9 protein-coding genes are annotated in these 22,844 nt (G+C 72.2%); 2 read left to right on the forward strand and 7 right to left on the reverse strand.

Features of this window, described 5'->3' with window-relative positions:
* Window positions 1-43: 43 nt before the first annotated feature.
* On the reverse strand, window positions 44-1,906 hold the full coding sequence (locus tag HS041_RS21250; RefSeq protein ID WP_196442389.1) for an ABC transporter ATP-binding protein: 1,863 nt from the start codon (window positions 1,904-1,906) through the stop codon (window positions 44-46).
* Window positions 1,903-3,777 carry an ABC transporter ATP-binding protein gene (locus HS041_RS21255; protein ID WP_230879164.1) on the reverse strand — a complete coding sequence of 625 codons (1,875 nt, stop codon included), beginning with the start codon at window positions 3,775-3,777 and terminating at the stop codon, window positions 1,903-1,905. Before HS041_RS21255 ends, HS041_RS21250 begins: the two co-directional genes overlap by 4 nt.
* 348 nt (window positions 3,778-4,125) lie before the next feature.
* Between HS041_RS21255 and HS041_RS21260 the strand changes: the two genes are divergently transcribed.
* Both HS041_RS21260 and HS041_RS21265 read left to right on the forward strand, forming a co-directional pair.
* Window positions 4,126-4,956 carry an ATP-grasp domain-containing protein gene (locus HS041_RS21260; RefSeq protein WP_196442390.1) on the forward strand — a complete coding sequence of 277 codons (831 nt, stop codon included), beginning with the start codon at window positions 4,126-4,128 and terminating at the stop codon, window positions 4,954-4,956.
* Between the two features lie 71 nt (window positions 4,957-5,027).
* On the forward strand, window positions 5,028-6,485 hold the full coding sequence (locus HS041_RS21265; protein WP_196442391.1) for a carboxylesterase/lipase family protein: 1,458 nt from the start codon (window positions 5,028-5,030) through the stop codon (window positions 6,483-6,485).
* A gap of 16 nt (window positions 6,486-6,501) precedes the next feature.
* On the opposite strand, the gene HS041_RS21270 is transcribed toward HS041_RS21265, so the two are convergent.
* The 5 genes from HS041_RS21270 to HS041_RS21290 all read right to left on the reverse strand — a co-directional run bounded on the left by HS041_RS21270 (window position 6,502) and on the right by HS041_RS21290 (window position 22,665).
* Window positions 6,502-7,296, reverse strand: coding sequence for an SAM-dependent methyltransferase (locus HS041_RS21270; protein ID WP_196442392.1), 795 nt, complete (start codon window positions 7,294-7,296; stop codon window positions 6,502-6,504).
* 116 nt (window positions 7,297-7,412) lie between these two features.
* The gene (locus HS041_RS21275) at window positions 7,413-11,927 is read right to left on the reverse strand and encodes a hybrid sensor histidine kinase/response regulator (protein ID WP_230879165.1); all 4,515 of its coding nucleotides are present in this window, start codon (window positions 11,925-11,927) and stop codon (window positions 7,413-7,415) included.
* A 127-nt stretch (window positions 11,928-12,054) separates the two neighbouring features.
* Complete coding sequence (locus tag HS041_RS21280) at window positions 12,055-12,894, reverse strand: hypothetical protein (RefSeq protein ID WP_196442393.1); 840 nt, start codon at window positions 12,892-12,894, stop codon at window positions 12,055-12,057.
* A 58-nt stretch (window positions 12,895-12,952) separates the two neighbouring features.
* Window positions 12,953-16,078 (reverse strand): non-ribosomal peptide synthetase, encoded by a 3,126-nt coding sequence (locus HS041_RS21285; RefSeq protein ID WP_196442394.1) that lies wholly within the window; start codon window positions 16,076-16,078, stop codon window positions 12,953-12,955.
* Window positions 16,075-22,665 (reverse strand): non-ribosomal peptide synthetase, encoded by a 6,591-nt coding sequence (locus tag HS041_RS21290; protein ID WP_307845391.1) that lies wholly within the window; start codon window positions 22,663-22,665, stop codon window positions 16,075-16,077. The genes HS041_RS21285 and HS041_RS21290 overlap by 4 nt, the downstream gene beginning before the upstream one ends.
* Between the last annotated feature and the right edge of the window lie 179 nt (window positions 22,666-22,844).

Consider the following 22,844-nt stretch of genomic DNA (forward strand, 5'->3'; position numbering starts at 1 on the left):
CACGCCCCCGCCTCCGGCGGAACCGGAGGCGGGGGAGCCGGCCCTAGCCGTGGGTCCGCGGACGGTCCGGGCCGCGGTCGGAGATGCTGTCGAGCCAGGCCCGGTGCAGGCCGGCGAACCGGCCCGCCCGCGCGATGAGCCGGCCGGGCGGCCCGTCCTCCACGATGCGGCCGCCGTCCATCACCAGCACCCGATCGGCGATCTCGACGGTCGAGAGCCGGTGGGCGATGATCAGAGCGGTCCGGCCGGAGAGGATCGTCCGCATGGCCCGCTGCACGAGCCGCTCGCCGGGGACGTCCAGGCTGGAGGTGGCCTCGTCGAGGATCAGTACGGCGGGGTCGGCGAGGAAGGCGCGGGCGAACGCCACGAGCTGCCGCTGGCCCGCCGACAGGCGGCCGCCCTGCTTGCCGACCTGGGTGTCGTAGCCCTCCGGGAGCGCCGAGACGAAGTCGTGGGCGCCGACGGAGCGGGCGGCCCGGACGACCTCGGCCGTGGTCGCGCCGGGGCGGCCGAACCTGATGTTGTCCGCGATCGAGCCGGTGAACAGGAAGTTCTCCTGCGTCACGAGGACGACCGCCTCGCGCAGCGCGTCCTCACCGAGGTCGCGCAGGTCGACTCCGTCCAGCAGCACCCGGCCGGAGACCGGGTCGTAGAACCGGGCGACCAGCTTCGCCAGCGTGGTCTTGCCCGCCCCGGTGGCGCCGACCAGCGCCACGACCTGCCCCGCCGGGATCGTCAGGTCCGTCCTGGGCAGCACCGGGGTGCCGTCCAGGTAGGAGAACTCGACCCCGTCGAACCGCAGCCGCCCCCTGGGCCGCTCCAGGGTCACGGGCTCGCGCGGTTCGGCCACCGCGGGTCTCTCCTCCAGCACGCCGGAGAGTTTCTCCAGCGCCGCCCCGGCCGACTGGAAGGTGTTGTAGAACTGGCTGATCTCCTGCATCGGCTCGTAGAACTGGCGCAGGTAGAGCAGGAACGCGGCGAGCACGCCCACCGTCACCTCGCCGCCGACGGCCAGCCAGCCGCCGTAGAGCAGGACGGCGGCGATCGTGACGTTCCCGATCAGCTTGACCCCCGGCATGAAGACCGCGATCAGGCGCATGCTCCGCACGTTGGCGTCCCGGTAGTCGGCGTTGAGCCGGGAGAAGATCTCCTGGTTGCGCGGCTCGCCGCGGAAGGCCTGGACCGCGCGCATGCCGGTCATCGACTCCACGAAGTGCACGATCAGCAGGGCCACGGTCTCCCGGGTCCTGCGGTAGGCAAGGCTCGACTGCCGCCGGAACCAGCGGGTGAACAGCAGCAGGACCGGCAGCGGCAGCAGGGCGACCAGGCCGAGGTGGACGTCCAGCACCAGCAGCAGCACCGCGGTGCCGGTCAGCGTCAGCACGGCCGTGACGAGGCTGTCGAAACCCGACTGGAGCATCTCGGAGATGGCGTCGATGTCGGAGGTGAGCCGGGACACGACCCGGCCGGAGGTGTAGTCCTCGTGGAAGGAGAGCGACAGCCGCTGGAAGTGGCGGAAGACCCGCCTGCGCAGCTCCAGGATGATGCTCTGGCCGATCCGGCCGGCCATCCTGAGGAAGACCTGCCGGGTCGTCGCCTGGATCACCGCCGCCGCCAGCACCGCCGCGACGACCGTCATCAGCGCGCCCGATCCCTCGCCCGACCGCATCGGCGGGATGCCGGCGTCGATGCCCACCTTGACCAGGAAGGGGATGGCGAGCGAGGCGGCGTTGCAGATCACGATGATCGCGACGAGGACGGCGATCCGGGTGCGGTACGGCCTCAGCACGTCGCCGAGCAGCCGCCTGGAACGGTTGCGGAGCAGGAACGACATCTGGTCCGTCAGCTCGTCCTGGCTCTCGGCGGCCACGCCGCGCCAGTCGCGCGTTGCGGTCGTGTCGCTCATCGCAGGGCCCCCTCTGCGTCCAGATCGTCCATGCCGTCGTCGAAACCGTCGTCGAAACCCCCGGCCGGTCCGCCGGCCGTACCGGGGCCGCCGTCCAGATCGGCGGAGAGCAGCGCGCGGTACTCCGGCACGGTCGCCATGAGTTCGTGGTGACGGCCGGTGTGCGCGATCGTGCCGTCCAGCAGCAGGGCGACCCGGTCGGCGAGGAGCACGGTGGAGGCCCGGTGCGCGACGACGATCCCGGTGGCCTCGCGCAGCACGTGCCGCAGCGCCTCCTCCACCAGGGCTTCGGTCTCGACGTCCAGCGCCGACAGGGTGTCGTCCAGGACCAGGACCCTCGGCCGGGACAGGACCGCCCGGGCCAGGGCGAGCCGCTGGCGCTGGCCGCCGGACAGGGACATGCCCTGCTCGCCGATCCTGGTCTGCAGCCCCCACGGCAGCCGGTGGACGAACCCGGCCTGGGCGACCTCGATCGCGGCCTCGACCTCCTCCTCGGTGGCGTCGGGCCGCCCCAGCGTGAGGTTCTCCCTGACGCTCATCGAGAACAGGGTCGGCTCCTCGAAGGCGGTGGCGACCATCGAGCGGAGCGCGGGCAGCGACAGGTCGCGCACGTCGTGCCCGTCGATCGTGACGCGCCCCGCGGTGACGTCGTGCAGCCGGGGGACGAGGGAGGTCAGCGTGGTCTTGCCCGACCCGGTCGCGCCGACGACCGCCACCGTCTCGCCCGGCCGCACCTCCAGCCAGACGTCGCGCAGCACCGGCTCGCCGGCCCCGGGGAAGCGGAACTCCACACCCTCGAAGCGCAGGTGCCCGCGCGGGCTCCCGGGCTCCTGCGCGCCTCCGGTGATGTCCGGCTCGGTGTCGAGCACCTCCGCCACCCGGTCCGCCGCGGTCATCGCCTCCTGGCCCATCGCCAGGATGAAGCCGAGGGAGGAGATGGGCCACGCCAGTTGCAGCATCAGGGTGGTGAAGGCCACCAGCGTGCCCAGCGTCAGCAGGCCCGAGCCGACCGCGAGGGCGCCGAGCAGCAGCACGACGGCGAGGGTGACGTTCGGGATCACCTCCAGGAAGGTGAAGAACCTGGCCGAGAGCCGTACCTTCTCCATCGAGGTCCGGTAGACCTTGCGCGCTCCGTCGTCGAAGGTCTCGAAGACGTGCCGGCCGCGGCCGAACGCCTTGATCGTGCGGATGCCGACGGCGGACTCCTCGACGACGGTGGCGAGGTCGCCCTGCTCGTCCTGGACCTGGCGGGAGACGTCGATGTAGCCGCGTTCGAAGCGCATCGACGTGATCACGACCGGCACCGCGGACGCGGCGACCAGCAGGCCGAGCGGCCAGTACAGCCGGAGCAGCAGCACGGTCACCACGGTGATCTGAACGCTGATCAGCACCAGGAAGAGCATGCCGAATCCGAGGAAGCGCCGGATGACCGACAGGTCGGTCGTCACGCGTGACAGCAGCTGGCCGGACTGCCAGGCGCCGTGGAAGCTCATCGGCAGCCGCTGCAGGTGCCGGTAGAGGTCGTCGCGGATGGCGGTCTCCAGCCCGAGGACGGCCTCGGCCAGGAGCCAGCGGCGCACCAGGACGAGGAGTGCCTCGACCACGCCCAGGGCCAGGGCGAGCAGCGCGAGGGGGAGCAGGGCGCCGGGGTCGCGGCGGGCGACGGGGCCGTCGATGATCTCCCGGCCGATCAGCGGGATGGCGATGCCGATCCCGATCCCGGTGAAGGAGGTCACCCAGATGACGGCCAGGCGGGCGGTGTAGGGGCGCAGGTAGGACTTCATCCGCCAGAGCGAGCCGGCCCTGGCGAGGCGCGGGTGGAGCTGTCGGGTGCGGGGATCTGGGCCGGTGGGTTCGGTATCAGGGGGCATCGGCAGGCAGCACGCTCCTCACGGTCTTCAGTTGACGCCCCTCACCATTCCCGGCGAAGAGCCCGTTAAGGCTAAGCGCCCCGTCAACCGGTTTTCCGTACGGCCGGTGCCCCGCTTGAGCCGGGCGGCCGGACTCCCGCCGCGGTGGAGAACCGTTGCTCCCGGCGGGATATCACTTTATGTAATCACGGAAATACGGAGAGTATGGAAAATGGGGTAAACGATCCCGGACTTCGCTTGTTGATCATAACTGGTGAAGGTCCGGCGAACGATGACATCAGATACCTGGAGGAAGGGGCACGGCGGCGGGGACACCTGCCGTGCGTCGTCCCGTGGAACGAGCTCAGCGTGGCGCTCGACAGCCGGGGGCCGAGACTCTGCTCCGACGGCGTGCCGCTGGAGGCCGACGGGATCATTCACCAGATGTCCACCGACGCGCTGGGCGGGCTCGTCGTCCTCGGCGCGGTGGGGGAGGACGTCCCGCACCTCAACTCGGTCGACGCCGTGCTGCGCTCGGCCGACAAGTTCGCCACGCACGTCCGGCTGGTGGCGCACGGCGTCCCCACCCCCGCCACGGCCTTCTGCCCCAACGACCGGGAGTTGCGGCTGTTCGCCCGGGAGTACGGCTACCCGGTCGTGCTCAAGCAGCCGGACGGGGCCAGGGGCGCGGAGGTCACTCTCGCGCGTGAGGAGGACGAACTGCTCGCCAAGGCAGCCTCGATCCGGGAGCGGGGGATTCCGCTGCTGGTGCAGCGGTTCGTCGCCGAGGCGGCGGGACGCAACCACCGCGTGATCGTCGTCGGCGGGAAGTTCGTCGCGGCGGTCGAGCAGACGGGCGGCCGTCCCGGTGACTTCCGCTCCAACGGGCCCGGGGACGTGTGCCGCCCGGTCGCCCTCACCGAGGAGGAGGTGAGCGTCGCCGAGCGCGCGGCCCGCGCGTCCGGTCTCGACCTGATGAGCGCCGACCTGCTGCGCGGCGCGGACGGCCCGGTCATCCTGGAGACCAACTCCTTCCCGGCGTTCGGCGGGTTCGAGCACGTGGATCTGTGCGCACCCGTCCTCGACCTGATCGAGCGCAAGGTGCGGGAGAACACCTCGCTGGCCCTGTCCGGAGCGGCGTCGCCGGAGGAGATCCTGGCGGCCGCGGAGGGGGACGAGCCGCTCGCGGCCTCTACCTGAGCCGCCGCGGGCCGCCGGTCCCGGTCGCCCGGCCCCGATCCGCGAGGTCCGTGGCGGGGTAGGGAAAGGGCATGGACCCCCAGGTGGTGACCACGAGCGGACGGGTGTGCGGGCACTGGGCCGGTGGTGTGGCCGAGTTCCTCGGAATCCCCTACGCAGCCCCTCCGGCCGGTCGGCGGCGCTTCGCCGCGCCGGTTCCCCCGAGTCCCTGGGACGGGGTGCGCTACTGCCACGCCTACGGACCGACCGCCCCCCAGCCGCCGAGCGACTACACCGAGGGTGTCCCCGAGCCGCTCATCGCCGGGGAGGACTACCTCAACCTCAACGTCTTCACGCCCGACCCCGGGTCGGCCGGGCTGCCGGTGCTGGTCTGGATCCACGGCGGCGCCTTCAACGGGGGCAGCAACGCCAGCCCGTGGTATCGGGGGACCACCTTCGCCCGCGACGGGGTGGTGTTCGTCGCCGTCAACTACCGCCTGGGCGTCGAGGGCTTCCTCCCCCTCGACGGGGCCCCGGTCAACCTGGGCGTCCTCGACTGGGTGCGGGCGCTCGCCTGGGTCCACGACAACATCGCGGCCTTCGGCGGTGACCCGGGCGCGGTGACCGTCGGCGGGCAGTCGGCGGGCGGCCAGGCGAGCATGACCCTGCTCGCGGTGCCCGGCGCCGCCGGCCTGCTCCATCGGGTGATCGACATGAGCGGCGGGGCGGTGGCGTGGGAGCCGGTCGAGCCCGCCAGGCAGGCCGCCCGCGCGCTCGCCGCGCGGCTCGGCGTGCCGCCCACGGCCGAGGCGTTCTCCGCCTTCGCCCCCGAGGAACTGGTCGCGGCGTACGGCTCGCTGGGCTCGGAGGAGCCCGGCCCCGGTCCTCTCGGCGCGATCTTCCGGCCGGGCCCGAAGGGATTCAACCCGGTCAACGACGGCGAGGTCGTGTCGCGCAGCCCGTACGACATGATCCGGGACGGTTCGGCGCACCCGGCCGCGGTTCTCATCGGGGCCACCGCCGAGGAGTTCAACGAAAGTGTCAGGTCGCAGCCCGGTCCCCCCGGTGAGGAGGAGTACCACGACGCCCTGCGTGCGCTGGACGCCGGCCCGCGGGTGCGGCGGTTCTACGAGGAACGACTGGCCGCCGGTCTCGACGTGCTGGGACAGATCCTGACCGACCGGATCTTCCGGGTGCCGACCCTGCGGCTCGCCGAGGCGTGCGCGGAGGCGGGCCGGCCGGTGCACGCCTACGAGTTCCGCTGGCGCTCACCGGCGCGCGGCGGGGTGGTGGGGGCGGGCCACTGCGTGGACCTGCCGTTCGTGTTCGACAACCTGGACGCCGAGGGGGTGGGCCGCATGTGCGGTCCGAACCCGCCGCCGGGTCTGGCCCGTGACATGCACGCCGCCTGGGTCGCCTTCGTGACCACCGGGGATCCCGGCTGGCCGCCGTTCGGTGAGGACGGCCGGCCGACCTGGATCTTCGACGCGCCCGGACGCCTCGCCCACGATCCCCTCGCGGAGGAGGGCCGCCTGTGGCGGGAGCCGTGAGCCGCCGCGGAGCCCTCTAGCTCCTGCGGCCGAGACCGCCCTCGACGCGCAGCTTCGTCGAAGGCTCCTCCAGGTCGGGCCGCCAGTCCTGCACCGGCACCAGTCCCGGCTCGACCAGGTCGAACCCGTCGAACAGGGCCAGCACCTGGTCGTGGGTGCGGAACGTCGGCTGGGCCGGAGAGCCCGCGGTCGTGGCCTTCAGCTGCGCTACGGCCTCAGGGGCGCTCTCGGCCATGGCGTGGGAGAGCAACAGGTGGCTGCCCGGTGCCATGCGGTCGCGGAAGGCGCGCACGATCCCGGCGGGGTCCTCCGCGTCGGTGACGAAGTGCAGCACCCCGAGCAGCAGGACTCCCACGGGTTCGGAGAAGTCGACGAGCTCGGTGATCTCCGGGGCTCCGATGATGCTTCCGGGGTCGCGGACGTCCGCCTGGAGGCTGATCACGTCCTTCCCGACGGAGAGGATCACCTCGTTGTGCAGCTTCACGACCGGGTCGTAGTCGACATAGGCGACCCTGGCGTCGGGGTGGATCTCCCGGGCGATCTCGTGGACGCTCGGCGAGGTGGGGATGCCCGCGCCCAGGTCGAGGAACTGCCGCACCCCGCTCTCCGCCATGTGCCGGACGGCGCTGACGAGGAAGCGCCGGCTGGCCTTGGCGACCAGCCGGGTGTCCGGCGCGACCTCCAGCAGGCGGGCGGCGAGGGCCCGGTCGATCTCGAAGTTGTCCTTGCCGTCGAGCAGGTAGTCGTAGACGCGGGCGGAACTCGGCACGCTGGGATCGACACCGACGGGTACGCGTGTCAGCTCGGCCATGGAGCGGTCTCCTTCGACGGCGAGATCAGGCGGAGATCATATCGACCGGGCTCGGCAGGGGAAAGCCCGCGCGGGAACCTTCCCCCGCCGACCGCAGGACCTCCCGGCGGGGCGGCTCACATGTCCAGCCACCGCTGCATGCGGGTGAGCAGTTCCTCGGCGTCGACCGGTTTGGTGACGTAGTCGCTCGCCCCCGCCGACAGGGCTTTCTCCCGGTCGCCCTGCATGGCCTTGGCGGTGACCGCGATGATCGGCAGGTCGGCGAAGCGGGGCATCTTGCGGATGGCGGAGGCGGCCGCGTAGCCGTCCATCTCCGGCATCATGATGTCCATCAGCACCAGGTCGATGTCCTCGTTGCGCGACAGCGTCTCGATGCCCTTGCGGCCGTTCTCGGCGTAGAGCACCTGCATGCCGTGGAGCTCGAGGATGTTGGTCAGCGCGAACACGTTGCGCACGTCGTCGTCGATGACCAAGACCTTGCGGTCCGCCAGGACGGTGTCCGGCTCGTCCGGGACCCGGGGCCGCTCGTCGGGGCTGGGCTGGACCAGGGGGAGCACGTCACCGGGCTGCTGCGCCGACAGGTGCAGGGTGATGCGCTCGCGCAGCTCGTCGAGGCTGGGCAGGCGCTCCAGAGACTGGGCGTTGGAGCGGCCCTGCAACAGGTTCTCCTGCGGGCGGGTGAGCGTGCGGGTGTGGTGGGCGAGCACGGGCAGCTCGCCCAGGGCGGGATTCTCGTCGAGGAGGCGCAGGAACTCCGCGACTGCGTCCTGCCGCATTCCCAGGTCGAGGACGATGCAGTGGTGGTCGTCGCGGGTCAGGGCCTCCAGCGCGGTGCCCGGGTCGTTGGCGGTGGCGACCAGGACCGGCCCGTGCGTCTCGGCCAGGTCGGCGACCACGCTCTCGGCCAGCTGGGAGAGCAGCCCGTTGGGGCGCGACTCCACGACGAGCAGGCGGCGCCCGTCCCCGTCGGACGGCCTGTCCGCCTCCGGCCCGGCGGGCCGTGCAGGGGCCGCCGCCTCCGGCTCGGCGCTCTCCTCGGCGGGTTCGTTCCCCGCGGCCCTGGACGAGCCGGGCGGGGGCTCGACGATCGGCAGGTAGAGGCTGAAGGTGCTGCCCTTGCCGACCGCGCTGACCGCCCGGATCTCGCCGTCGAGCAGGGCGGCGATCTCGCGGCTGATCGACAGTCCCAGTCCGGTCCCGCCGTACCTGCGGCTGGTGGTGCCGTCGGCCTGCTGGAAGGCGTCGAAGATCTGGGAGAGGTTCTCCTCCGCGATGCCGATCCCGGTGTCCACCACGTGGAAGGCGAGGGTCCCCTGCCCCCGTCCTCCCGGCAGGTCCTCCTTCTCGATGCGCTCGACCCGCAGCCCGACCGAGCCCTTCTCGGTGAACTTCACCGCGTTGGACAGCAGGTTCCGCAGCACCTGCCGGAGCCGCTGCTCGTCCATGAGGAGCTCCGCGGGGACGTCGGAGGCCACGGTGACGTCGAACCTCAGGCCCTTCTCCGTGGTCAGCGGGCGGAAGGTCGCCTCGACGTAGTCCAGGAGCTGCCGCAGGGGCAGCGGTTCGAGGCTGAGGTTCATCTTGCCCGCCTCGATCTTGGACAGGTCCAGGATGTCGTTGATCAGCTGGAGCAGGTCGGTGCCGGCCGAGTGGATGACGTTGGCGTACTCGACCTGCTTGGCGGTCAGGTTGCGGGCCGGGTTCTGGGCGAGCAGCTGGGCCAGGATGAGCAGGGAGTTGAGCGGGGTGCGCAGCTCGTGGCTCATGTTGGCGAGGAACTCGCTCTTGTACTTGGAGGCCAGCGCGAGCTGCTGCGCGCGGTCCTCCAGCTCCTGGCGCGCCTGCTCGATCTCGCTGTTCTTCGTCTCGATGTCGCGGTTCTGCCGGGCGAGCAGCTCCGCCTTCTCCTCCAGCTCGGCGTTGGAACGTTGCAGCTCCTCCTGCCCCATCTGGAGCTCGGTCGCCAGCCGCTGCGACTCGGCGAGCAGGGCGTCGGTCCTGGCGTTGGCGACGATGGTGTTGACGTTGACGCCGATGGTCTCCACCAGCTGCTCAAGGAAGGCCCGGTGCACCGCGGTGAACCGGTTGAGGCTGGCCAGCTCGATCACGCCGAGCACCTGGTCCTCGACGATGATCGGCAGCACGATCAGGTTGACCGGGGCCGCCGCCCCCAGGCTCGAGGCGATGGTGATGTATCCGGCGGGGATGTCCTCGACGAGGAGGGGCCGCCTGGCGACGGCGGCCTGCCCCACCAGGGAGTCGCCGAAACCGTGGCGGCGGCCCGTCTCCCTGTGGCCGTACCCGCCGACCACCCGCAGCTCCTGCCCGCTCTGGGCCTCCTCCGCCAGAAGGAACGTTCCGTACTGGGCGCGCACCAGCGGGGCGAGCTCGTTCATCACCAGCTCGGCCACGACGGCGAGATCGCGGTGTCCCTGCATGAGGCCGGAGATCCGGGCCAGGTTGGACTTGAGCCAGTCCTGCTCCTGGTTGGCCAGGGTGGTCTCGCGCAGCGACTTCACCATCGAGTTGATGTTGTCCTTGAGGTCGGCCACCTCCCCGGAGGCGTCGACGGTGATCGAGCGGGTCAGGTCGCCCGAGGTCACGGCGCTGGTCACCTCGGCGATCGCGCGGACCTGCCGGGTGAGGTTGCCGGCGAGCTCGTTGACGTTCTCGGTCAGCCGCTTCCAGGTGCCGGAGACGCCCTCCACCTCGGCCTGGCCGCCCAGACGTCCCTCGCTGCCGACCTCGCGGGCCACGCGGGTGACCTCCGCGGCGAACGAGGAGAGCTGGTCGACCATGGTGTTGATCGTGGTCTTCAGCTCCAGGATCTCGCCGCGGGCGTCCACGTCGATCTTCTTGGTCAGGTCGCCCTTGGCGACCGCGGTGGTGACCTGGGCGATGGAGCGCACCTGGCTGGTCAGGTTGTCGGCCATCGAGTTGACGTTGTCGGTGAGGTCCTTCCAGGTGCCGGCCACGTTGGGCACGCGGGCCTGACCGCCGAGCTCGCCCTCGGTGCCGACCTCGCGGGCCACGCGGGTGACCTCGTCGGCGAAGGCGCTGAGGGTGTCGACCATCGTGTTGATGGTCTGCGCGAGCGCCGCGACCTCGCCCTTGGCCTCCACGGTGATCTTCTGCGACAGGTCGCCCTTGGCGACCGCGGTGGCCACCTGGGCGATGGAGCGCACCTGGCTGGTCAGGTTGGAGGCCATGACGTTGACGTTGTCGGTGAGGTCCTTCCAGGTGCCGGAGACCCCGCGGACGGTGGCCTGGCCGCCCAGGTTGCCCTCGGTGCCGACCTCGCGGGCCACGCGGGTGACCTCGTCGGCGAAGGCCGAGAGCTGGTCGACCATGGTGTTGATGGTCTCCTTCAGCTCCATGATCTCGCCGCGGGCGTCCACCCGGATCTTCTGCGACAGGTCGCCCTTGGCGACCGCGGTCGTCACCTCGGCGATGCTGCGCACCTGCGCCGTCAGGTTGTCGGCCATGACGTTCACCGACTCCGTCAGCGCCTTCCAGGTGCCGGAGACGCCCTTGACGTCGGCCTGGCCGCCCAGGCGTCCTTCGGTGCCGACCTCGCGGGCCACGCGGGTGACCTCGTCGGCGAAGGAGGACAGCTGGTCGACCATGGTGTTGAGGGTGTTCTTCAGCTCCAGGATCTCGCCGCGCGCCGAGACGGTGATCTTCTGCGACAGGTCGCCCTTGGCGACCGCGGTGGCCACCTGGGAGATGTTGCGGACCTGGTCGGTGAGGTTGCCGGCCATGTAGTTGACCGAGTCGGTGAGGTCGCGCCAGGTGCCGGAGACGCCCTTGACGTCGGCCTGGCCGCCCAGGCGTCCTTCGGTGCCGACCTCGCGGGCCACGCGGGTGACCTCGTCGGCGAAGGAGGACAGCTGGTCGACCATGGTGTTGATCGTGCTCTTCAGCTCCAGGATCTCGCCCCGGGCGTCCACGGTGATCTTCTGCGACAGGTCGCCCTTGGCGACCGCGGTGGTGACCTGGGCGATGCTGCGCACCTGGTTGGTGAGGTTGCCGGCCATGTAGTTGACCGAGTCGGTGAGGTCGCGCCAGGTGCCGGAGACGCCCTTGACGTCGGCCTGGCCGCCCAGGCGTCCTTCGGTGCCGACCTCGCGGGCCACGCGGGTGACCTCGTCGGCGAAGGAGGACAGCTGGTCGACCATGGTGTTGAGGGTGTTCTTCAGCTCCAGGATCTCGCCCCGGACGTCGACGGTGATCTTCTGCGACAGGTCGCCGGTCGCCACCGCGGTGGCCACCTGGGCGATGTCGCGGACCTGGTCGGTGAGGTTGCCGGCCATGGCGTTGACCGAGTCGGTGAGGTCCTTCCAGGTGCCCGAGACGCCGGGCACGTCGGCCTGGCCGCCGAGCTGCCCCTCGGTGCCGACCTCGCGGGCCACGCGCGTCACCTCGGAGGTGAACAGGGAGAGCTGGTCCACCATGCCGTTGAAGACGGTGGCGATCTCTTTCAGCAGCCCGTCGCCCTCGTCGGGCAGGCGCGTGCCGAAGTCGCCGTCGCGCACGGCTGTGAGCCCGGCGAGGAGCTGGCGCAGGTCCAGCTCCTCGACGTCACCGGCCTTCGCGATCCCGCGCTTCGTCGCGTCGGCGGTCTCAGCCATGTTCACCATCGCATCTCTCGGCCCGGAAGGGGGCAGGCATCAACCTGGAACGGGTCAGGCAATCGTATGACCTAGGAAGTCGGGAAAAGGCCTGACGCTTGATTGACTTGTTCGTTTCCGGGAATTTTCAGGAGACGCGCTCGGGGCGGTGACCGGGACTCCGCCGCCCGCTCGGGCTTTCCTGGCCGCCGTGCTCGCCCCGGCCGTGCCGTACGTCGCGGCCGAGCCGGGAGCCCGCGTACGCGGCCGCGCGGGCCCGCCGCAGCCAGCCGTGAAACTGCAGGGCCGGATGGCTGTTCAGCACCGGGTCGAACGCCTGCCGCTCCCCGTCCGGGGTGGGGGTGTGGACCGTCAGGCGCGCCAGCGGCCGCTGGTAGAACCCCTCGATGCCCAGGACGAAGTTCAGCGGCGCGGCCTCGACCGCCGGTGCGAGCTCGCGGGGGTCGGCGGGGAGCTTGCGGGTGCGCTCCGCCGAGACGGCCAGGAACCGGATCCGCCCGGCCGCGTGCCGGTAGGAGACCAGCGTGGAGAAGACGCCGGAGGTGAATCCCGTGCTGGGGAAGGGCAGGAACCTCGGCCAGCCGGTCGTGGTCAGCAGCAGGTCGAGATGGCCGGACGGGCTCGATCCGCACGGCAGCCGGATCGCCAGGCCGAGGGCGTCGGGCAACCGCCCCGGCAGGGACGCGCCCTTCGACAGGCGTACCGGGACCTCCACCTCCCCCGGGTCGTCAAGGGCGGGGATGCCCAGGTAGATGTCGGGATGGTCGATGACTTCGAAGGTGGCGAGGAAGGACTGCCCGCGAGTGTGCAGGGCCCGCCCGCCGCGCAGCGCGGCGGTACCGCGGGCCAGCGCTCGCACGGCCCCGGTCCAGCCGCGCCTCCCGTCCCGGCCGGACGTCTCGGGGAGCTCGGATGTCGGTGCGGTCAGTCCAGGTGTTCCCGCCTGGCCGGGTGCGGAAGGTGCCATGCCTTCCGCCTACCCCCGGATCCGCCTCCCACCGCATCCGGGTCACCGGTTCCGCGGCTCAGGCGCGTCCGTCGATCAGCGACTCGGCCTCCTCCTCGGTCAACTGGTCGATCTCGGCGGCCAGGCGTTCCTCGACGACGGCCGCGAGGCGGCGGATCGTGCGGGTGGTGAACAGGACGTTCAGCGGCAGGTCGATGCCGATCTCGGAGCAGATCCGGGCGACGACCCGGGTGCCGAGCAGCGAGTGGCCGCCCACGTCGAAGAAGTCGTCGTCGATCCCCAGGTTCGCCCGGCCCAGGACCTCGCACCAGATCTCGTGCACCAGCTCCTCGCCCGCGGTGGACGGCTCCGCCGCCGGGGACGGGCCGCCGTCCGCGTGCGGCGCGGGCAGGGCGGCCCGGTTCAGCTTCCCGTTGGGCAGCCGGGGGAAGTCGCCGACCCGCACGTACAGGCTGGGCAGCATCGTCGCGGGCAGGTGGTTCTGCAGGAACGCCCGCAGCTCTCCGGCGGGGACCTCCGTGTCGACGTAGGCGACCAGCGCCCGGCCTCCGGGGGCGTCGTCCCGCACCGACGCGACCGCCCTGCGCACCCCGGGATGGGCCGACAGCGCCGCCTCCACCTCGCCGAGCTCGATCCGCACGCCCCGCACCTTGACCTGGTCGTCGACGCGCCCCAGGAACTCGATCGTGCCGTCGGGCGCCCGCCGTACGAGATCGCCGGTCCGGTACAGGCGGGTGCCGCGCCCGAAGGGGTCGGCGACGAAGCGCTCGGCGGTGAGACCGGGGCGGCCGCGGTAGCCGCGGGCCAGGCCGTCGCCGCCAAGGTACAGCTCGCCGGCCACCCCCGGCGGGACCGGCTCCATCGCCCCGTCGAGCACGTGGGCGACGGTATTGGCCACCGGCAGGCCGATGGGCACGGCCCCGGCCTCCCGGGACGTCCGGTGGACCGTCGACCAGATCGTCGTCTCCGTCGGCCCGTAGAGGTTCCACAGTTCCCCTGCGACCTCGTGGATCCGGTCGGCCAGGCGGGCGGAGAGCGGTTCGCCGCCGCTGAAGACCCGGGGCAGCCCGGCGGGCAGGTGCCGGAGGATCTCCTCCAGGACCGAGGGCGGCGCCTGCACCGTGGTCACCCCCGCCTCCGCGATCAGCGAGCCGAGGCCGTTCGTCCCGTACGGCGGGGCGATCACCACGGTCCCGCCCGCCAGCAGCGGCCCGAAGATCTCCAGTGCGGCGATGTCGAACGAGAGGGAGGTCAGCAGCAGCATCCGCTCCGCCGGAGTGAAACCCAGGCCGGTGACCAGGTTCACCACGCCCCGGTGCGGGACCATCACACCCTTGGGGGTGCCCGTCGACCCGGAGGTGTAGATGACGTAGGCGAGGGCGTCGGGGGAGGATTCCTCCGGGGGCAGCGGCGGGAGGGGGCCGGACAGGAGCGCGTCCAGCAGGATCGCCGGCGGGTGGTCGCTGGGCAGGCGCTCCACCAGGACCGAACGGGTCAGCAGCAGCCCGGCGCCCGAATCGGCCAGCATGAACCGGAGCCGGTCGGCCGGGTAGTCCGGGTCCAGCGGCACGTAACAGCCCCCGGCCTTCAGAACCGCCAGCAGCGCCACGACCAGCTCGGCGTCCCGCGGCAGGCACACCGCCACCGGCGCCTGCGCGCCGATCCCGCGCTGGCGCAGCCGCCTGGCCAGGTTGTCGGCCCGCTCCTCCAGCTCGCCGTAGGTCAGCGTCACCGGGCCGGACGCGCCGACCGACACGATCGCCGGAGCATCCGGTGCCCGCGCCGCCTGCTCCGCCACCAGGTCGTGCAGGCAGCGGCCGGGATACGGCGAGGCGGGGCCGTGCCAGGAGGTCAGCAGCCGGCCGCGCTCCCCGGCGTCCAGGAGGGGGAGCCGGGAGACCGGCCGCTCCGGGTCGTCGACGGCCGCCTCCAGCAGGACCAGGAAGGCCGAGAGCAGGCGGCGGACGGTGCCCTCCTCGAACAGCTCGGTGCTGTACTCGATCCAGCCGCTCAGCCGGCCCTGCGGGCTCTGCACCTCCAGGGTCAGGTCGGTCTTGGCCGTCCCGGTGGAGAGCTGGCGGCCGTGGGCGTCGATCGGGAGCTGGTTGAAGCCGATCTGGTAGAGCGGGGTCCGGCCGGGGTCGCGCGGCGGCCGAAGAGCCTCCACCAGCTTGGCGAACGGCACGTCCTGGTGGTCGAGAGCCTCCAGGACCGTGGTGCGGACCCGTTCCAGCGCCTCGCCGAACGCCGGGTCGCCGCCCAGGTCGATCCGGAGCGGCAGCGTGTTGACGAACATGCCGATCAGCGGGTTCAGCTCCGGCGGCTCGCGACCGGCCACCGGGGAGCCCACCACGACGTCCGTCCGGCCCGTCCAGCGGGCCAGCAGCGTGGCGAACGCGGTGAGCAGGACCATGAACGGCGTGGTGGAGGTCCGCCTGGCCAGCTCGGCGACCCGCTCGGACGTGCCGTCCGGGACGGAGAACCCGACCGTGGCGCCGGCGTAGCCGAACTCCTCCGGGCGGGGCCGGTCCGGCGGCAGCTCCAACGGGACGCTCCCGGCCAGCTTCTCCCGCCAGTAGTCCAGGTCGGCCTTGAGCGCGCCGTCGGCCAGCCGGTCGCGCTGCCAGACGGCGTAGTCGGCGTACTGGATCGCCAGTTCCGGCAGGCGCGGCGGGCGCTCCTCGCGCAGCGCCGCGCAGAGCTCGCCCAGCTCCTCCGCGAAGAGCTGGGCGGACCAGGCGTCGTAGATCGTGTGGTGGGCGACGAAGAGCAGCCGCCACTCGTCCTCGCCCGTCTCGTCCGGTCCCAGGAAGACCAGCCGGGCCCGCCAGAGCGGGGCCCGGTCGAGGGAGAACGGCGCCGACGACTCCTCGGCGGCGATCCGCTCGAACTCCGCCCGGGGATCGTCCGCGCCCGACACGTCGCTCCTGGCCAGGACCACGGGGACGTCGGCGGCGATGGTCTGCACGACCTGCCCGTCCCGGAGGGCGAACGAGGTGCGCAGCGGCTCGTGCCGGCGCACCAGCAGGCCGAGCGCGCGTTCCAGCAGCTCGGGGTCCACCGGCCGCATCCAGGGCAGGGAGGAGCACGCGGCGATGTTGTACACCGCCAGCCCCGGCTGCAGCTCGCTCAGGAACCAGATCCGCTCCTGGGCGAACGAGGCGGGAAAGACATCGCCGGTCAACGGCTCTCCTTCGATGAGTCCTTCAGGCAGTTGCGGATCTCGCCGGTGATGGGGGCCAGGGCGTCGGTCTCGCCGATGGTGGCCAGCCAGCCCCACTGGTCCAGCGCGTGGTAGAGGCGGTAGAGGGCGACGCGCACGGCCCAGTCGGCGGGCAGCTCGCCGTATCCGGCCAGCAGTTCCCGGCGGCGCACGGAATCGTCCCTGACCGCGAAGTAGTCGGTTTTCGCCAGGTCCATGAGAGGGTCGCCGCCGAGGGCGTTCTCCATGTCGATGACGCCGGTCAGGTGCCATGACCCGTCGCGTTCGGCGACCATCACGTTCCGCTCGTGGAAGTCGTGGTGGCACAGGACGGGCGTGCGGCAGCGCGCGAGCAGGTGGCGCCGGGCCGCGACGTACTCGACGATCTCGGCGTGCAGGGCCGGATCGCCGCCGAACTCGGCGAACTGGGCCGTCCGCAGGTCGAGCTGCCCGCCCAGATAAGCCTCGTTGGTCGGCTCGCGGACCCCGTCGACCGGGCCGAACTCCTGCAACTCCACCCCGTGCAGGGCGCGCAGCGCGGTCCCCATCTCCCGGTACAGGCCCGCGATCACCGGCTCGGGCAGGGCCCCGGACACCTCCGACAGAGGTCTTCCCTCGACCTTCGTCATGACCAGGTAGGCGTGGGGGAGGTCGCGCCTGGACTCGTCCCACTTCACGACGGCGGGCGCCGGGACGCCGCTGCCGCGCAGCAGGTCGTAGACGAGCATCTCCTTGCGGAGCCTGGCGGTGAACAGGTCGGGGTAGAGCTTCACGATCAGGTCCGGGTGCGGCAGGCCCCGGTCGGCGCAGCGGACCTCGTAGACCGCGCTGATCTCCCCGCCGGTGCGCAGCACGACCCGCTCCACCTCGGTGCCCAGCAGGGCGGACGCCTTCTCCGGCGACAGCGGCATGGTGAGCGCCTTGGCGAACGCGGGCGCGCTCCAGGCCAGGCTGACCCGGTTGCCCGCGCGCTCGCGCAGGGCCTGGGCCCCCACCAGGTCGTCGGGCGTGGCCTCGGGCACCTCGTCGTCGAACCGGGCCAGTACGGGGATCCGCATGGAGACGAGCACGTGTACGGCGATACCGAGGCCGAGCACGATGTACATGAAGGCGATCCCCCGCCCCTCGCCCACGCCGATCACGGCGCCCACGGTCGGGGCCAGGGCGCCGCCGGGGGCCAGCAGCGGCTCCAGCAGGCGCTCGCCCAGCGGGGCGACCACGGCCATGCCGAGCGGCAGCGTCGACCACGAGATCATCTGGTTGACCGCCATGACGCGGCCGTGGAAGCGCTGCGGCACCTTCACGTGCACGATCGTCATGAAGATGCCGTTGACGATCGAGAGACTGCCCCACAGGCCGAAGGCGCCGACGCCCACGATCAGGGGGGAGGCGTGCAGGCCGGTCACGATGGCGAAGAGGCTCAGCAGCAACGTGGCCAGGAGCACCCCGCGCATCCGGCGCCGGCGCGGGCCGCCCCACAGCGCGATCACCAGACCGCCCAGGGTGGCGCCGACGCCGCCCGCGAAGGAGACCTGCCCGGCGGTGGAGAGCGTGGCGAAGGACAGCACCAGCGGCGAGATCGACAGCAGCAGCGCCGCCAGCATCACGTTCAGGACCGCGAAGTAGAGCAGGGCGGCCCGCAGGTGGCGGTTGCCGAACGACATCCGGAAACCGTTGGCGATCTCCGCCGTCAGCGTCTCCCTGCGCACGTGGGCCATGGTGGCGGGGAAGCGGACGAGCGCCAGGACTCCCAGCAGCACCGCGAAGCTGGCCACGTCGACGGCGAGGATGCCGCTCAGGCCGATGGAGGACAGCAGCGCCACGGCCACCAGCGGCGCGACGAACTGGGAGGTGCCCATCACCATCTGCACGATGCCGGCCGCGTGGCCCAGATACTGCTTGGGCACCAGTTGGGGGAGGGCGGTGGTGAAGGCCAGACGCTGGAAGATCAGGGCGACCGACAGGCAGGCGGTCAGCGGGTAGAAGTGCCAGATCTCCAGATTCCCCGTCCACAGCAGCGCGCCCAGGACGAGCTGGGTCCCGCCGGCCAGGCAGGCGCCCGCGGTCATCATCCGGCGTTTGCCCGCCCGGTCCACCAGCGCGCCGACCAGCGGTGCCGCCACCACGCCCGGCATGATCGAAAGCGCGGTGAACAGGGCGAAGTCCACCAGCGACCCGGTCGTCAGATAGATCCAGACGGGGATCGCGAAGTCGGTGATCGCGGTGCCCGTCATCGAGACCAGCTGGGCCAGGGCGACGATCATGAAGCGCCGCATGCTGGGGTCGGGCGCGGCCCGCCCGCTCGCGCGCGCCGGAGCCGGGCGTGCCGTCCCGCCCGGCCGCGGCGCGGGCGGGCGGGTGCCCGGGGCCTCCGGGACGGCGTCGGGGGCCTTTGCGGGGAGGGCGGAGGTCTCCTCGATCCACCAGCCCGCGGCCGGGCCGCGTGAGGTGCGGTCGAGGGTGTGCGCGGCGCCGTACCCCATCGCGATGTGGGTGTTGGTCAGGATCTCCGCCAGGTCCTCGGCCCGGTACTTCAGGAAGTAGTGCCCGGCCTCGTCGAGGATGACCAGAGCCGTCACCGGGCTGAGGAAGTGCCACTCCCGGTAGCGCTCGTGGTAGTAGTCCGTCGCGGGGTCCTGCTCGCCGACCACCGAGACGACCGGCGCGCGGAGGGGGGCGATCTCCTCGGCCAGCAGCCGGGTGAAGCTCTCCTCCGCGATCAGGGTGTCCCGCCGCTGGTTGCGGACCATGAACCTGATCTGCTCCTCGTCGAGCCCGGAGACGTCGTTGCCCATCGACTTCATCCGGTTCTCGTAGGCCCGGTCGCCGCGCAGCCGGTCGAGACGGGTCAGCCGGCCCAGAGGTCCCGCGATGCGGCCGGTGGGCCGGGCGAACGGGAAGATCGCGCCGATGTAGACCGCCTCCAGGTCCCGGCCGCGCGCCTCCAGCCGCCGGGCCACCTCCACGGCGAGCGCGCCGCCGATGCCGCAGTGGCCGTAGATCGCCAGCGGGCCCTCGATGCCCTCCAGGATCTCCGTGACGCACTGGTCGGCGATCTCGTCCAGGGGCTTGGTCTCCTCGTCGGGCAGGCCGGGGTCGTGCCCGGGGAAGGCCATGGCGTACAGCGCGCACTCCTCGGGCAGCGCGTCCGCCAGCGGCTGGAAGACCATCGCCTGGCCGCCGCCGTACGGGACGCAGACGTAGGTGATGCTCCGCCGGGGGCCCGGCCGGGTCAGCTCGTACAGCAGGGACCGGGGTTCCCGCGGCACGTCCGTCCGCTCCACCAGCTCCGCCAGGGCGCGCACCGTCGGGTGCTTGAACAGGTCCATGACCCCGACCGCGCGCCCTCCCTCCAGCCCGGGAAGCACCTTCCGCAGGCGCGCGACCGCCTGGACGGCCACCAGGGAGTGGCCGCCCAGCTCGAAGAAGTCGTCGTCCACGCCGACGGTCTCCACGCCGAGCAGTTCCCGCCAGAGTCCGGCGATGGCCCGCTCGGCGGGGGTGCGGGGTTCGGCCCCCCGCCCGCCCGCCTCGCCGTGCCGCTGCGGGGCCGGCAGCGCCGCCCGGTCCAGCTTGCCGTTGGGACTCAGCGGCAGCGCGTCCAGCACCACGATCGCGGAGGGCACCATGGCGTCGGGCAGGACGGCTTTGAGCGCCGCGCGCAGGCCGGCCGGGTCGAGCGCCGGGCCGGAGACGGCCGTTTGCGGGCCGGGCGCCTCCGGGGCCGCCGCGTCGGGCCGCGCCTCGGGCACGACGTAGGCGGCCAGCCGCCGGTCGCCGGGCGCGCCGTCCTCCCGGACGGTCACCACCGCCTCGCCCACGCCCGGCTGCTCGCGCAGGACCGACTCGATCTCGCCCAGCTCGATGCGCTGGCCCCGGATCTTGACCTGGGTGTCGATCCGGCCGAGGAAGACGATCGCCCCGTCGCGGCGGAGCCGTACGAGGTCTCCCGTCTTATACAGGCGCGCGCCCGGCGGGCCGAACGGGTCGGGCACGAACCGCTCGGCGGTCAGGCCGGGGCGGGCGTGGTAGCCGGTGGCGAGCTGGACACCGCCGATGTGCAGCTCGCCCGGGACGCCGAACGGCACGGGCCGCAGGTGCCGGTCGAGGACGTACAGCTCGGTGTTCTGCACCGGGCGCCCGATGGGCACCGTGGCGTCCCCCGGCACGCACCGCCACTGGGTGACGTCCACGGCCGCCTCGGTCGGGCCGTACAGGTTGTACAGTTCCGCGCCCGGCAGCCGGGCGAAGAACCGCTCGGCCACGTGCGGGGCCAGCTCCTCGCCGCTGCACACGACCCGCCGCAGCGAGGTGCAGCGCTCGATCCCCTCCTCGGACAGGAACGCCGCCAGCATCGACGGCACGAAGTGCATCGTCGTGACGCCCCGCTCGACGATCAGGTCGCGCAGGTAGGCGGCGTCCCGGTGCCCGCCGGGGCGGGCGAGCAGGAGCCTGGCGCCGGTGATGAGGGGCCAGAAGAACTCCCACACCGACACGTCGAAGCCCGCCGGGGTCTTCTGCAGGACGACATCCCCGACATCCCCGACATCCCCGCCGGACAGGCGGTGGGCCCGCTGCATCCAGTCGAGCCGGTTGACGATCGCCGAGTGCGTGTTGGGCACGCCCTTGGGGCGGCCCGTCGACCCCGAGGTGTAGATCATGTAGGCGATGTCGGAGGAGCTCGCGGAGGGCGGCGGCTCGCCCGCCGGCTCGTCCGCCGTCTCATCCCACCCCTCCTCCAGCGGCACCGTGACGGCACCGGTCGGCGGCAGGCGGTCGGCGACGGCCCGCTGGAGGAGCAGGGCCGTCACCTCGGCGTCGGCGAGCATGAAGGCGAGCCGGTCGGCGGGGTAGTCCGGGTCCAGCGGGACGTAGGCCCCGCCCGCCTTCAGCACGCCCAGCAGGCCGACGACCAGCTCGGGTGAGCGCTCGGCGCAGATCGCGACCCGCGAGCCGGGACCGACCCCCAGCCCGCGGAGCCGGCGGGCCAGCCGGCCGGCCCGCGCGTCGAGCTCGGCGTAGGTCAGCCTCACGTCCTCGAACTCCACGGCCACGGCGTCCGGGGTCCGTGCCGCCTGCGCCTGGAACAGGGTGGCGAGGGTGGCCTCGCGGTCGTGGGGTTCGCGCGGGCCGGCGGCGTGGGAGAGGATCCGCGCCCGCTCGCCGGGGGTGATGATCTCCAGCTCCGAGATGCGGGTGTCCGGCTCCGCCACCGCCGCACGCAGCAGCGTCTCGAGGTGCGAGGCCAGGCTCGCGATCGTCTCGGCGCCGAACAGGTCGCGGTTGTAGATGAAGATCCCGTGGAGCCCGTCGGGCTCCTCCTCCAGGAAGAGTTCGAGATCGAATCGGGCGGCCCGGGCCTCCATGTCGAACGGCTCGGCCGTCAGGCCGGGCCAGCCGTCCTGGCGGTCGTTCCGGTAGCTCTGCAGGGTGAGGACGACCTGGAAGACCGGCGGCCTGGAGACGTCCCTGACGACTCCGAGCTCCCCGACGAGCCGCTCGAAGGGCAGCTCCTGGTGGGCGTAGGCCTCGGTGGCGCTGCGCCTGACCCGGGCGAGCAGTTCCCGGAAGGTCGGGTCGCCGTCCAGCTCGGCGCGCATCGCCAGCACGTTGACGAACAGGCCGATCATGCCTTCGAGCTCGCGGCGCGGCCGGCCGCCCACCGGGGAGCCGACCGCGAAGTCCTCCTGCCCGGAGTGGCGTCCGAGCAGCACCTGGTAGGCCGCCAGCAGCGCCATGTAGAGGGTCGCGCCGCCCTCCCCGGCGAGCCCGGCCACCGCATCGGTCAGCTCGCGGTCCAGGCGGAAGCCGTGGGAGGCGCCGGTGAAGGTCTGCTCGGCGGCGCGCCTGCCGTCGGCGGGCAGCTCCAGCGGCGGAACCCCGGCGAGCCGCTCCCGCCAGTAGTCGAGATCCGCCTCGGCGACCGGGCGCTCGCGCTGCCACAGGGCGTAGTCGCCGTACTGGACCTCCAGGTCCGGCAGGTCGGCCCCGCCGTACAGGGCGCGCAGCTCCTCGGTGAGGATCTCGGTGGACCAGCCGTCGGCCGCGATGTGGTGGACCGTGATCAGCAGCGCGTGGTCGTCCTCCGCCAGCCGGACCAGGGTCGAGCGGATCGGCGGGCCCTCGGCCAGGTCGAAGGGCCGGGCCGTCTCGGCGCTGAAGATGTCCGCGGCGGACGCCTCGTCGGCGGTGGCGCGGCGCAGCTCGATGTCGGCGGTCTCCCCGACGAGGACGTACGGGCGGCCGTCCTCGTCGGCGGGGAAGCGCATCCGCAGGCTCTCGTGCCGTGCCACGACGGCGCGCAGGGCGAGCTCCAGCCGGTCGGGGTCGAGGGGGCCGCGCAGCCGCAGGGAGATCGGGATCGTGTAGGCGGCGCTCCCCGGGGCGAACTGCTCCATGAACCACAGCCGCTCCTGTCCGAACGAGAGCGGGACCGGCCGGTCCGGAGGGCGCGGGGGGATGGCGGTGGCCCGCACGGGGGTGCGGCGGCGCAGACGCTGTTCGAGGAGGGCCCGCTTGGTGTCGGAGAGCCGGAGACTGCTCGAGGACAGGTCGGGCGTGGATGTCACACCTGGCTCACTTTCGGGTGGGCGGCGCGTTACATCGGATGGAGGACATTCATCCATATCTGCCCCGGCCAAGTCGAGATGGGGAGGAGGTCATAAATGACTGTTTTGTGAATCGGTGTGTCCGAAACGGCGAGTATCGGACAAAATTAATGAAGGTTGACGCCGGGTTGTGCGGGTGG

Source organism: Planomonospora sp. ID67723, from assembly GCF_015711605.1.
Classification (GTDB): Bacteria; Actinomycetota; Actinomycetes; order Streptosporangiales; family Streptosporangiaceae; genus Planomonospora_A.